Source organism: Methanobrevibacter sp., assembly GCF_045603845.1.
Taxonomy (GTDB): Archaea; Methanobacteriota; Methanobacteria; order Methanobacteriales; family Methanobacteriaceae; genus Methanocatella.
The window spans coordinates 34,989-47,206 of record NZ_JAZUMY010000107.1 but is presented as its reverse complement, the minus strand read 5'-3'; the positions used below and the strand labels follow the sequence as shown (position 1 = coordinate 47,206).

The 12,218-nt window shown below is 33.7% G+C and carries 14 protein-coding genes and 1 pseudogene; 12 read left to right on the top strand and 3 right to left on the bottom strand.

Annotation, left to right across the window (positions count from 1 at the left end; translation table 11 throughout):
* The 9 genes and pseudogenes from ACKI2W_RS10835 to ACKI2W_RS10795 form a co-directional block, all read left to right on the top strand.
* Window positions 1-962 (top strand): annotated as a pseudogene (locus ACKI2W_RS10835) (DNA polymerase II large subunit); the annotation flags it as partial.
* Between the two features lie 213 nt (window positions 963-1,175).
* Window positions 1,176-3,494: an anaerobic ribonucleoside-triphosphate reductase gene (gene nrdD / locus ACKI2W_RS10830; protein ID WP_407381975.1), complete on the top strand. Its 2,319-nt coding sequence runs from the start codon at window positions 1,176-1,178 to the stop codon at window positions 3,492-3,494.
* 96 nt (window positions 3,495-3,590) lie between these two features.
* Complete coding sequence (locus tag ACKI2W_RS10825) at window positions 3,591-4,142, top strand: hypothetical protein (protein WP_407381974.1); 552 nt, start codon at window positions 3,591-3,593, stop codon at window positions 4,140-4,142.
* 214 nt (window positions 4,143-4,356) lie between these two features.
* Window positions 4,357-4,647 (top strand): 50S ribosomal protein L21e, encoded by a 291-nt coding sequence (locus tag ACKI2W_RS10820; protein ID WP_292796661.1) that lies wholly within the window; start codon window positions 4,357-4,359, stop codon window positions 4,645-4,647.
* A 5-nt stretch (window positions 4,648-4,652) separates the two neighbouring features.
* On the top strand, window positions 4,653-4,997 hold the full coding sequence (locus tag ACKI2W_RS10815; RefSeq protein ID WP_407381973.1) for an RNA polymerase Rpb4 family protein: 345 nt from the start codon (window positions 4,653-4,655) through the stop codon (window positions 4,995-4,997).
* 111 nt (window positions 4,998-5,108) lie between these two features.
* Window positions 5,109-5,738, top strand: coding sequence for a DUF655 domain-containing protein (locus tag ACKI2W_RS10810; RefSeq protein ID WP_407381972.1), 630 nt, complete (start codon window positions 5,109-5,111; stop codon window positions 5,736-5,738).
* Between the two features lie 10 nt (window positions 5,739-5,748).
* Complete coding sequence (rsmA, locus tag ACKI2W_RS10805) at window positions 5,749-6,621, top strand: 16S rRNA (adenine(1518)-N(6)/adenine(1519)-N(6))-dimethyltransferase RsmA (protein WP_407381971.1); 873 nt, start codon at window positions 5,749-5,751, stop codon at window positions 6,619-6,621.
* Window position 6,622: 1 nt separating this feature from the next.
* The gene (locus ACKI2W_RS10800) at window positions 6,623-7,204 is read left to right on the top strand and encodes a HemK2/MTQ2 family protein methyltransferase (RefSeq protein WP_407381970.1); all 582 of its coding nucleotides are present in this window, start codon (window positions 6,623-6,625) and stop codon (window positions 7,202-7,204) included.
* 5 nt (window positions 7,205-7,209) lie between these two features.
* Window positions 7,210-7,782: a DUF6434 domain-containing protein gene (locus tag ACKI2W_RS10795; protein WP_407381969.1), complete on the top strand. Its 573-nt coding sequence runs from the start codon at window positions 7,210-7,212 to the stop codon at window positions 7,780-7,782.
* 15 nt (window positions 7,783-7,797) lie between these two features.
* On the opposite strand, the gene dapF is transcribed toward ACKI2W_RS10795, so the two are convergent.
* Both dapF and lysA read right to left on the bottom strand, forming a co-directional pair.
* On the bottom strand, window positions 7,798-8,658 hold the full coding sequence (gene dapF, locus ACKI2W_RS10790; RefSeq protein ID WP_407381968.1) for a diaminopimelate epimerase: 861 nt from the start codon (window positions 8,656-8,658) through the stop codon (window positions 7,798-7,800).
* 8 nt (window positions 8,659-8,666) lie between these two features.
* Window positions 8,667-9,950 carry a diaminopimelate decarboxylase gene (lysA, locus tag ACKI2W_RS10785; protein WP_407381967.1) on the bottom strand — a complete coding sequence of 428 codons (1,284 nt, stop codon included), beginning with the start codon at window positions 9,948-9,950 and terminating at the stop codon, window positions 8,667-8,669.
* 140 nt (window positions 9,951-10,090) lie between these two features.
* On the opposite strand from lysA, the gene ACKI2W_RS10780 reads away from it, so the two are divergent.
* Complete coding sequence (locus tag ACKI2W_RS10780) at window positions 10,091-10,495, top strand: NUDIX hydrolase (protein ID WP_407381966.1); 405 nt, start codon at window positions 10,091-10,093, stop codon at window positions 10,493-10,495.
* 209 nt (window positions 10,496-10,704) lie between these two features.
* Here ACKI2W_RS10780 and ACKI2W_RS10775 read toward each other — a convergent pair whose 3' ends face one another.
* Complete coding sequence (locus ACKI2W_RS10775) at window positions 10,705-10,827, bottom strand: hypothetical protein (RefSeq protein ID WP_407381965.1); 123 nt, start codon at window positions 10,825-10,827, stop codon at window positions 10,705-10,707.
* A 438-nt stretch (window positions 10,828-11,265) separates the two neighbouring features.
* On the opposite strand from ACKI2W_RS10775, the gene ACKI2W_RS10770 reads away from it, so the two are divergent.
* Both ACKI2W_RS10770 and ACKI2W_RS10765 read left to right on the top strand, forming a co-directional pair.
* Entirely contained in the window at window positions 11,266-11,754 is a 489-nt protein-coding gene (locus ACKI2W_RS10770; RefSeq protein WP_407381964.1) for a hypothetical protein, read from the top strand.
* A gap of 254 nt (window positions 11,755-12,008) precedes the next feature.
* Window positions 12,009-12,200 carry a hypothetical protein gene (locus ACKI2W_RS10765; RefSeq protein WP_407381963.1) on the top strand — a complete coding sequence of 64 codons (192 nt, stop codon included), beginning with the start codon at window positions 12,009-12,011 and terminating at the stop codon, window positions 12,198-12,200.
* Window positions 12,201-12,218: the final 18 nt, after the last annotated feature.

The following is a 12,218-nucleotide window of genomic DNA, read 5'->3' as shown; positions in this document are numbered from 1 at the left end:
ATACTGCCCATTTCATTGATGATGAACTTACGAAATTATATGATATGGAAAGCTTTTATAATGTTAAAACCAAAACCGATTTGATTGGTCATTTAATTGCCGGTCTTGCTCCCCATACATCAGCAGGAGTACTAGGTCGTATTGTAGGATTTACCAAAGCATTAGGTTGCTATGCCCACCCATATTTCCATTCTGCCAAACGTAGAAACTGTGACAGTGATGAAGATGCAGTCATGCTACTTTTAGATGCTTTGATTAACTTTTCAAAGACCTATTTGCCTAATACAAGAGGAGGAAGTATGGATGCGCCATTAGTTTTATCTTCAAGAATAGATCCGGAAGAGATTGATGACGAATCACATAACCTGGACATTTATGAACGCTTCCCTGTCGAGTTTTATGAAAAAACAATGGAACCTTTAAAACCTGCAGACGTGCTGGAATATATTGATAACGTTGAAATGCATTTGGGAACTCCGCAGCAGTATGAAGGGCTGATGTTTTCCCACCACACTTCAAGCATCCATGCGGGTCCGACATTGTGTCTTTACAAAAGACTGCCTTCAATGAAAGAAAAGGTGGAAGCCCAGATTGAACTTGCAGAGAGAATCAGGGCGGTTGATCAAAGGGATGTTGTTGAAAGGGTACTCTCTTCACACTTCCTGCCTGACATTATGGGTAACTCCAGAGCGTTTTCCAAACAGAAAGTAAGATGTACCAAGTGCAATTCCAAATACAGGAGAATTCCATTATCAGGGAAATGCACAAAATGCGGAGGAAATCTGATTCTTTCAGTATCAAAAGGTTCAGTTCAGAAATACCTTGGAATTTCACAGGATCTTGTTAATAGATACCCGGTGTCTCCATACCTGAAACAGCGTTTGGAAATCCAGGAATTCGGTATAAATTCATTGTTTGAAAGTGATAAGTCAAAACAAAGCTCACTCGATTTGTTCTTTTAAACCCACATTACTGTTCAAATGCTCTAGGACAACTCGGATACATTATTAATAGCAAATATTTATTTGTTGCAAGGCCTTGAAAAAATTGTTCGTATAAAGACGAACAATATATATACAAGGAAGACTAATATTATAATTAAGTGATTAGTAGTAGATAGATTGCTCTATCTCTTATTTTACTAATCGATATTCAAATGGAAAATGGTGTGTTAAATGGAAAGAAGTTCAGAAATTGCGAATAATTTAAATAAATCCGTTAAAATCAATGTTGAAAAAAATAACGGAATTAAAGAAAGATTCAGTTATGAAAAATTATTAAAATCATTAGTAATGGTTGAAACCCCATTCTTTGAATCTGATAAAATTGTAGCTACTGTTGTATCATCATTATACGATGGAATTACAACAAAAGAAATCAAAAAAATAGTTCACGAATGTTTAGAAGACATCGACGGTGAAATTGCTAACAAATACCTAGCAAGCACCCAATTAAAAGTACGTACTTCAAGAGATACTATCGAAGCATTCGATTTATCCAGAATTGCAAACACTTTGATTGAAGAAACCGGTGCAAGTCAGGAAACCGCTTTTGAAATAGCAACCGAAACCTGGAAAGAACTCAAAAAATTAAATGTGGAATACTTGACCGCTCCAATGATCAGGGAAATAGTCAACACCAAACTGGTTGAATACGGACTTGAAGATTTAAGAAGCCGTTACACCCGTTTAGGTATTCCTGTCTACAACATTACCTCCTTAATTGAAAACGGTAACAGAGACAATGCAAATATGATTCACAACCCTGAAAGTATCCACAAACATGTAGCGGACGAAGCATTAAAACAATACGCGTTATTAAAAATGCTTCCGGCAAACCTCGCTGACGCACACATGTCCGGAGATATCCACATTCACGATTTGGAATTCTTCGCAGGAAGACCTTTAAACTGTATGCAGCACGATATCAGAACCTTCATCAAATACGGACTTAAAGTGGACGGTACAGGTGACCACACCTCAATTGCAGGTGCACCAAATCACATGGAAACATTAATGAACCACACCGGTGAAATCATGCTTGCTGCACAGCAGAACATGTCCGGTGGACAGGGTATGTCTCTCTGGAACGTATTTGTAGCACCATTTGCAAGAGGAAGAAGCTATGATGAAATCAAACAATCCGTGCAAATGCTTGTTTACAACCTAAACATGGCCTACGCAGCACGTGGATCACAAGTACCTTTCACAAGTATGGCTTTGGAATTCGGTGTTCCTAATTTCTTAAAAGATGAAACCGCATACGGACCAAAAGGTCAGGTGGTCGGAACCTATGCTGACTTTGAAGAAGAAACAAGATTAATCCAAAGAGCATTCACCGAAACATTACTTGAAGGAGATAACGAAGGAAAACCTCACTTATTCCCAAATACCATTTACACATTACGTGAAGAAACAATGACCAGTGAATATGAAGAAGACATTCGTTTAGTTCACGAATTATCCGCCAAATACGGTTCATCCTACTTCGTAAACATGTTAGCTGACTACAGAGGAGACATGGCTAACTACATGGGTTGCAGAACCTGTTTACAAGACAACTGGACAGGTGACTGGGATCAGGACTGTTTAAGAACAGGTAACCTCGCATACGTAACCTTAAACCTTCCAAGAATCGGATACCAATCCAAAGATGAAACTCAAGTATTCGAATACTTGGACGAATACATGGACTTAGCTACCGAAACCTTAATGCTCAGAAGAGAACAAGGATTAAAATGTTTGAATGATTTCCACATCTTACCGTTCCTAAAACAAAAAGTTGCTGAAGATTCATACTACAGAATCCAAAACTCAACATTATCCTTCGGTTTTGTCGGACTTAACGAAATGTTATTATCCTTATTCGGAGAAGGTATCGAAAACCCTGATGCAAACAAATTCGGTATCAAATGTCTTGAATACATTAACGAAAGAGCTAATCAATTAAAAGAAGAAACTGGACTCAGATGGTCTGTACTTCAAACTCCTGCTGAATCAACAGCTTACAGATTTGCAACTCTCGACAAAAAACAGTACGGAGACCAAGCTATCGTTCAAGGAGACGGCAACGCAAACTACTACACAAACTCATCTCACGTTCCTGTGGACACATCCGCATCATTAATTGAAAAAATCAAAATAGAAGAACAGTACCACCCATTAACTCCTGGTGGACACATCTTCCATGCATTCATGGGTGAATCATACTCCGATCCTGATTCATTAATGAGTTTAACAAATAAAATAGCAAGAAAATCAGATATCGGTTTCTGGGCTTACAGCTCAGCCTTAAGTTTCTGTCTAAAATGTAAAACTTTAATGAAAGGACTTAACCATGTATGTCCTACCTGCGGTGAAAGTGAAGATGTGGAATGGTATGACAGGATTACCGGATACGTACAACAAGTAGGCCGTGCAAAATCCGCATCAGGCGGTTGGAACCCAGGTAAACGTCAAGAATTAATTGACAGAAGAAGATTCGAAGATAACTAAATATGTTATCTTCCACACCATTTTTTTAACACCACCGATATCATCACTAAAAAAATTTAATAATCCCAACATTAATACTATTAATTGGGTGTAAAAATGAATAATAATAAAATAATCTTAGTATTAATAGCCATCATAGCAATTATTCTTGTTGTAGGAGGATTGTCCTTGACAAATGCTTTCAAACAGGAGCCTAAAATTGATATTGTAACCAATGGTACTGTTCATACAAACACTACTTTTTTAGTCAAATCAACAGCCTCAAACAATACGTCAATTGCAAATGAAAGTATTTCCATTGAAATTCTTGATAACGAATCAAATACCGTTATTGATGAAGAAGTAAAAACCAATGAAAATGGTGAAGCAGCAATAGAGCTTACCAATGTTTCAGAGGGAAATTATACTGTTAATGTTACTTTTGAAGGTAACGATGAATTTAAAGAATCCAGTATTGAACAAGATTTAGAAATAGTTGAAGATGTAGTCGATACAATATCTTCCGATGATAACAGTACTGATATCGATGATGGTGCATTTTACAGTGAACAAGCTGGAAGAACAATTTATACAGGAGAAGTTCAGTTAGGTCCGGATGATCACTATTGGAAACATTTAGGCAATAATGAATGGGTAAAAATTGATTAATTACCTTTTCATTTTTTTAATAATTATCACCACAGAAGCAAAAAACTAAAAGTATATTAATATCTTCAAATATAAATTATACTATTATCATATCACTGATGATAAATTATTTTCACACTCTATGTTACTAGTATTTATGGGCTTTTTTGATACTAGGTAGCTGATAACATAGACTCAATTAATACCCAGTGCATTAATAAATCGAGGTAATAAAATGCAAAGATCAAGAGGATTTAGAAGCAGATCAAGAAAAAAAATGACTAAAGTTGAAAGAAAAGGAAGAACTAACCCTATCACTAACAGATTCCAAAAATTTGAAGAAGGAGATTTAGTTCACATTATTATTAACCCAAGTATTCAAAAAGGTCAACCACATTCCAGATTCCACGGAAAAACTGGAAAAATCGTTGGTCAAAAAGGTAAAGCATACTTAGTAGCTTTAAAAGAAGGAAACAAAGCAAAAGAATTAATTGTTAGACCTGACCACTTAAAATTACAAAACTGATTTAAATGATAGGTAAAAATATCATAAAAAAAGAGGAAATTCCAGGAGTTGTTGTCAGAGAAACTCTTGAAGAATTCTCTCAGGATTATGAATTGAATTACGAACAGAACGTAACTTTAAACCATCTTGCAAGATTTCCAAGATATTCCGCTGAAGATACAGAAAAAATCATTGAAGAGCTTGAAAGCAAAATCGGTTTAAGACATAAAGTTGCAGTACACATCGTAGATTTGATTCCACAAGATTTATCTGATTTAAGATTAATATTTGCAAAAGAACCAACCCAAATCTCCAAAGAGGAAATGGAACAGATTCTTGAAATCTTAAATCAATATTTCACAGACGAATAGTTTCAAACTATTCCTTTTTTAACTTTTTTTTAACCAGCTTATTTTAGATATATTTATTACTATTAAATATTAAATTTAATATTAGATTTTTAAAAATAGTGAAGTGATAATATGGAAAAAAGAAATAATAATAGAAAAAACCCACCTCAAAAAACTGAAGACAATGCAGTTATATTAGATTATCTTAGTTTAGGATATGTGCAGTCTGACATGTCTAAGTTTAAAGGAAAAGCTATTGCTCAAGCTATTGGTACCGATTATTTCACTTTACTAGAATTAGCTCCTAAAAAAGGAGTTGATTTAGAAATTCAAGACACAGTTTATATTGGAAAAGGCAAAAGAGATAAGATTTATAGAGTTCTTGGAAAACTGGACTTTGAAAATCTGACTGCTACCAGCAGAATAGAACTTGAATATGCTATTAAAGATATTGTGATAGCAAGAGAAGAAGAATTTGTGGACTTTTTCAATACTGCCGGTCCTGTAAATACCAGATTACATAAATTAGAATTAATTCCTGGAATCGGTAAGAAATACATGTGGGAAATCATTGAAGAACGTAAGAAAAAAGAATTCGAAAGCTTTGAAGACATATCTCAAAGAGTTCCTGCATTATCTGATCCTGTCGGAATGATTGTCAATCGTGTAAAACAGGAATTGGACACTACAACTGTTAAAAAAGGTAAACAAAAATACTATTTATTTACCCCTATTCCTAGAAATAACAGGAATAAAAGATAAAAGTGATAACTTGAATAGTGAAGGTAGCGAATCCCTATCTAAAACAACAAAATCCATTCTGTCAAAATACGGAATACGATTAAATAAAAATCTTGGACAGAATTATTTGATTGATGCAAACAAGAGAAATCAAATAATTAATTTTGCCGATGTTTCAAAAGACGATATTGTTTTGGAAATAGGCTCTGGAATCGGTACACTTACAATAGAGTTAGCTAAAAGAGCTAAAAAAGTAATAGCTATTGAACAGGATTCCAATATTTGTGAAATATTGGATCAGCGTTTAAAAGAAGAAAAAATTGATAATGTAGAGCTCATTAATGAGGATGCATTGAAAATTGAATTCCCGAAATTCAATAAAATAGTGTCTAATCTACCTTATCAAATATCATCACCCATAACATTTAAATTTCTTGATTATGATTTTGATTTGGCCGTGCTGATGTATCAGAAGGAATTTGCTCAACGAATGAACGGCGAAGTCGGAAGCAAAAACTACTCAAGACTTGCGGCAATGCTTTATTTCAGGTGCAATGTTGACAAATTAACTGATGTCAGCTGTGAAAGCTTCATTCCAAAGCCTAAGGTCGACTCCATGGTCATAGGATTGACTCCCAAAGAATCTGATTTGAATGATGATGATTTTAAAACCTATTCAAAATTCACTAAAGCACTGTTCCAGCATAGAAACAAGAAAATCAGAAATGCCCTGATTGATTCAAGACATGTTGTAAGCAATCTTGATAAAAAAGAAATAAAAAAAAGATTGAATGCAATAGACAATGACGAGCTGCTTGACTATTTGACCAAAAGGGTTGTCGTACTGGCTCCTGAAGAAATTTTGCTCATTTCAAAAGAACTTAACCCTATTTTTAATGATTAACATGGACTTTATAATTAACACTCATGAAAATGTATACATTCCTGCCGAAGACAGTTATCTGCTTGCTGAAAATTTAGAGATTGAAGACGGAAAAAGCGTTTTGGAAATCGGTACCGGTTCAGGTATCGTTGCAATGTATGCGTCCAAGTTAACGGAAAAGGTTACTGCAACGGATATCAATTTTGATGCCATTACCTTGGCAGAATCTAATTTTAAGGCAAACAACATTGAAAATATTGAATTACTCTTCGGAAACCTCTTCGAGCCTGTGAAAAATAGAAAGTTTGATGTAATTTTATTCAATACTCCATATCTACCTACCGAAGAAGGTGATGTTATAGACAGCAATCTAAATTATGCATTTGACGGTGGATTAAATGGAAGGAAAGTTATTGATCTTTTTTTAAATGAAGTGAAAAATCATTTAAATGAGGGCGGAATTGTGCAACTGATACAGTCCTCATTTTCAGACAATGATGAGACATTGAACATGCTTGATGAACTTGGTTTCATAGCCGAAATTGCAAAAAAGGAACACTATTTTTTTGAAGATATCGTGTTGATTAATGCTTATTTGATTTAGATAACATGACCTCAAGACCTCCGTTAACTAGAGAGATGAAAAGTGAAGAATTTAGTGAATACTACTTTTTAAAAGAGGAACTGAAAGATTTCTGCAGAAGTGAAGGCCTGAAAATAAGCGGGAGCAAAAATCAGCTGGAAGAGCGGATAATCCACTATTTGGATACCGGCAAATCTCTTGATAATGCAAAAGCTATGAAAAACAATCACTATGAAAGTGAAGAAATTACTTTAGACACAGTTTTAGGTGAAAATTTCAGATGCGGTGAAGACAAAAGGGCATTTTTCGAAAAAGAAATCGGAAAAGGATTCAAGTTCAAGGTCAAATTTCAGAAATGGCTAAAGCAAAACCCAGACAAGACATATCGCGATGCCATAAATGGTTACTGCGAAATTCAAAACTCCAAAGAAAAAACTGAAATCGACAGGCAATTCCAATACAACCAATACATCCGAGACTTCTTTGAAAACAATGATAATAAAACATTAGATGAAGCCATCAAATGCTGGAATTACAAAAAAAGTCTGAAAGGACATAACAGATACGAAAAATCAGACTTAAAAATATTAAAAAAATAATAAAAAATAAATTATTTAAATTTGAGCATCAAAGACTAAAGTTGCAGGTCCTTTCATGAATGCGCCGAGCTCGCCATCATTTTCATAGACTTCAAACTCGAGATCTCCACCAGGCAAATGGAGAAGAACTTCATTGTCAAAAAGACCCTGTTTAACGCCAGCAAGCGCTGTTGAAGTTGCACCGGTACCGCAAGCAAGAGTAACACCAGCACCACGTTCCCATGTAATCATCTTACCTTCGTTTTTGCTTATGACTTCAACAAAGTGCACATTGATTTTTTCCGGGAAAACTTCATGAGCTTCAATGGCTGGACCATACTTATTAATGTCAATGGATTCAACATCATCGACGAATATGATAGCGTGAGGATTTCCTACACTAACTGCAGTAACATTGAATGTAGTGTCAAGAACTTCAAGCTCTCCGTCAATGAATTCTTCCTTATCGCTGGTCATTGGAATTTCAGGAGTTTTGAAAGTTGATGTGCCCATATCCACCTTAAATAAAACAGGCTCATCATTTTCTAATGTTATTTCTATGGTCTTGATTCCAGCTCTGGTCTCAACAGTCATCTTTTCCTGCTTTAAGATACCTTTTCTGTAAACAAAGTCACCGAAGCATCTGATACCGTTGCCGCACATTTCAGCTTCGCTTCCATCCGGATTGAACATCCTGTATCCGATATCTGCAACGTCAGACGGTTCTACGAATAACACACCGTCTCCGCCGACACCGAAGTTTCTGTGGCATAGAATTCTACATGCTTCCGCTTTATCGCTTTCGGGAATGACTTCTCCTTTTGATTCGTCAATGATAGGGAAGTCATTTCCAATTCCGTGCATTTTTGAAAATTTTAATCCTTTTAAGTCAACCATGATATCACTTATTTTAAATGGTCAGGAATTATTTGCTGAGCATGTAAATCTTCAAAGGTCTGTCTTTCACGTACAATTTCGCAGTTGCCGTCAGTGACCAATACTTCTGAAGTTAACGGCCTTGAGTTGTAATTTGAAGACATTGTAAATCCGTATGCTCCCGCATTCAATATTCCTAAGATATCTCCTTCTTCCACGTCAGGCATAGGTCTGTCACGTGCAAACAAATCTCCTGATTCACAGACGTTACCTGCAATGTCGACTTCCTGAGTATTTGGAGCATCCATTTTGCTTGCATCAACAATATGGTGGTATGAATCATACATTGCCGGCCTTAAAAGAGTATGGAAACCTGCATCCACACCAATGAATTTTCTGTAACTCTGTTTTACGCTGTTGACTGTTACTAAAAGCACACTTGCATCTCCGACAAGGTACCTTCCAGGCTCAAGATACATTGTTGGTGAACCCATATCATATTCATCCAATTTTTCTTTGAACAATCCGACGTTGACTTCTGCGAATTTATCCAAATCAACGATATTTTCTTCAGGAGTGTAAGGAATACCTACTCCACCACCGAAATCAACGAACTCGAAGTCAATTCCGACATCCTCATGGACTTTGCCTGCAATATCCATTGTGGATTCGATAGCTAGTTTGAAGGGTTCCGGATCCAAAATTCCTGAACCGATGTGGGAATGCATACCGATTGGATTGAAACCTAAATCTTTTGCCTTTTGATAAACTTCACTGGCTTCAGAGTCCATTATACCGAATTTACTCATTACTCCACCAGTAATACAGTGATCGTGATGTCCTGCACCGACCATCGGGTTTACTCTAAATGAAATTTTAACTCCTTCAGGGTCGATGATTTTAGCCAGTCTGGTAAGTGCTGAAACTGAATCAATGTTTAAAACTGCTCCTTCCTCGTGGACGAATTTCAATTCATCATTAGTGATGTTGTTTCCAGTGAAAAGAATTCTGCTGCCGTCAAAGCCTACTTTTTTAGCAGTGTAGACCTCACCAGGTGAAACAGCATCAATGCAGCATCCTTCACTTTCCAATATTTTCATTACAGCAAGGTTTGTATTAGCTTTACATGCATAAAATACTTTGAAATCAGGATAATATTTAGAAAATGCACTGTAAAATCTGTTGTAATTATCCCTAATTCTGTTTTCATCAATAACATATGTTGGAGTTCCAAATTCTTCTGCAATGTCTACTGCATCAGCCCCTCCAATATCCAAATGGTTTTTCTCATTGACTTTAATATTTAAATCCATAATATAAACTCCTAAAAAAAAGTTTCATTATAAATAGAGTTTGTATTAAATATTATTTAAAAGTAGTGAAGGAAGTCATTTTGCCAACAAATGAAAATTTTATTATATTTTAAAATTAAATCTAATATAAAGGTGAAAAAATGGAAAAACCCTACGGACTGACAATGAGAGGAATAGTGAAAAATAATGAAGGCGAAATCCTAATCTTAAGAAGGCATCCGAAATCAAAAACCAATCCCCACAAATGGGAACTGCCTGGCGGAAAAATAGAAAAATGCGAATATTTTGATGAGGCGCTGGTTCGTGAAATCAAAGAAGAGACAAATTTGGATGTGAAAGTTGGAGATTTTGGAGAAGCCGTACAGGACGATTATCCCCACAAAAGGACCGTTCAACTAATCATGTATGCGAAAGACATTTCCGGCGAAGTTAAAATCAGTAATGAGCATGATGACTGGAAATGGGCTGGCATTGAAGAAATTAAATCACTGGACATTACTTCCTCACTTGAAAAAATAATTGAAAAAAAGAATGAAATATTGTGAGTGAAGAAAATAGATTATAGTATACTTTCTAAATATTCAGTGAGTTTGTTCCTAAAGAAGAATCTCCTCTTTTTGAATATTATTTAAAAACTCTTTGTTTGAAAAACCCGTTGTGATTAAATCAATTTTACAATGAAAAACATTTTCCAAATCATGTAATAAAGAAAAATATTGAATGCCAACCAAATCTCCTTTATCTATTATAAAATCTATATCACTGTATTAGTAGCTTTTTCTTTAGCATAGGAACCAAAAAGACTAATTTTAGCAATACCATACTTTTTAGCAATTGGAATAACTATATTTCTAATTTCTTCAATTGTATAAATCATAATATCACCCATTCAATTGAACCTCCCCTCTTGTAGAAGAATGGGATTCACAAACAAAAAATATATTTTTTTGGAAGATTTTTACACCCATCAACCAAGCGGTTCATGCAATTTTTACAAATATTAATGTTTTTTAAACTTGACTAATCGTTGAAAAAAGATTAAATTAACCTTTAGCCATTGCTATTTATTATTTTAAATATTATTGATATTTAAAGTTTATCGAGAGCATTTAAACAATATACTGATATTTTTTTGTACAATTCATTCTCGCATTATATGAAATAAGGTATTCTTACACATTTCCAGATAAAATTTTAATAAAAAAATACTCAATTAAAAATTTTGATTTGTGTTTATAAAATTTATTTAAGTGATAAAAATTGTTGTAATAAAAAACTGAGCAATTTATATAGATTAAAATCCAAATAAGAATATATGAATTTAAAAAATAAAATTATAACAAAAATAAAACAAATTATATCTCAAACAATGTTTTATAGAAAATTTATACATTATAATATAAAACAACAATATAGTAATTTTTTAAAAGATGAATATGGTCAATTATTAATTCCTTTAAAATTAAAATTAACAGATGATGAATATAAATTTTATCGTGAATTAACTATTGATTGGACAATATCTCCCATTAAAAAAGAGGATTTACCTGAAGAATTTAGTAAAAAAGCATGTAAATTAGTTGATTTATTCAGAAGAAAAACAATAAACTTAGATTTTGAATGTATGTTATATTTTGATTATTATACTGGAGAAATTATTTATTGCTTTATAGGAAATGAAAATTATATAGACAATACGATTGATGAATTCTATTTTAAAGATAAGCATGTTGCTTCAATTCATAATCATTCACAGAATAATTTTTCACCTCCCTCCCCAGAAAATTTTGAAATATTAAAATAAAATATGAAGATTATGAGATAATATCTTCTAAAGATACTTTATGGGTTTTAGAAGCAAAAAATAAGTTTGAAAATGAATTAAGAAAAAATATTAATAATGATGTTAAAAATATCTTTTATTTCACAATAAATAATTCCCATATAAACAATGAATTCTTTCCTCAAGTAACAGACAATTTATATGGAATTTATCTTGAAAATTATATATATGAGTTTCATCCAAACATTAAACTAACCAAAAAGGAGTTATAAATTATGCCATCAAAAAATAACCATAACCTTATACACATATCAAGAAAGGATATATCTTTTAGAGATGTTATGACACCAGGATTTTTTCCTAAATTTTTTGGAAAAGACTGTGATGAAAATTCCCTAGAATACAAAAAAGATCTGGAAAGGATAAAAAGAATCAAAAATAGTGATTTTTATCTGGAAAAAATATAAAATTAAAAAAGAATAGTA

Coding starts and splice junctions, on each gene's coding strand:
- ACKI2W_RS10780 (WP_407381966.1), top strand. CDS start 10,091: ATGGAAAAACCCTACGGACTGACAATGAGAGGAATAGTGAAAAATAAT.
- ACKI2W_RS10810 (WP_407381972.1), top strand. CDS start 5,109: ATGGAAAAAAGAAATAATAATAGAAAAAACCCACCTCAAAAAACTGAA.
- ACKI2W_RS10795 (WP_407381969.1), top strand. CDS start 7,210: ATGACCTCAAGACCTCCGTTAACTAGAGAGATGAAAAGTGAAGAATTT.
- dapF (WP_407381968.1), bottom strand. CDS start 8,658: ATGGTTGACTTAAAAGGATTAAAATTTTCAAAAATGCACGGAATTGGA.
- ACKI2W_RS10820 (WP_292796661.1), top strand. CDS start 4,357: ATGCAAAGATCAAGAGGATTTAGAAGCAGATCAAGAAAAAAAATGACT.
- lysA (WP_407381967.1), bottom strand. CDS start 9,950: ATGGATTTAAATATTAAAGTCAATGAGAAAAACCATTTGGATATTGGA.
- ACKI2W_RS10765 (WP_407381963.1), top strand. CDS start 12,009: ATGCCATCAAAAAATAACCATAACCTTATACACATATCAAGAAAGGAT.
- ACKI2W_RS10825 (WP_407381974.1), top strand. CDS start 3,591: ATGAATAATAATAAAATAATCTTAGTATTAATAGCCATCATAGCAATT.
- ACKI2W_RS10815 (WP_407381973.1), top strand. CDS start 4,653: ATGATAGGTAAAAATATCATAAAAAAAGAGGAAATTCCAGGAGTTGTT.
- nrdD (WP_407381975.1), top strand. CDS start 1,176: ATGGAAAGAAGTTCAGAAATTGCGAATAATTTAAATAAATCCGTTAAA.
- ACKI2W_RS10775 (WP_407381965.1), bottom strand. CDS start 10,827: ATGATTTATACAATTGAAGAAATTAGAAATATAGTTATTCCAATTGCT.
- ACKI2W_RS10770 (WP_407381964.1), top strand. CDS start 11,266: ATGAATTTAAAAAATAAAATTATAACAAAAATAAAACAAATTATATCT.
- ACKI2W_RS10800 (WP_407381970.1), top strand. CDS start 6,623: ATGGACTTTATAATTAACACTCATGAAAATGTATACATTCCTGCCGAA.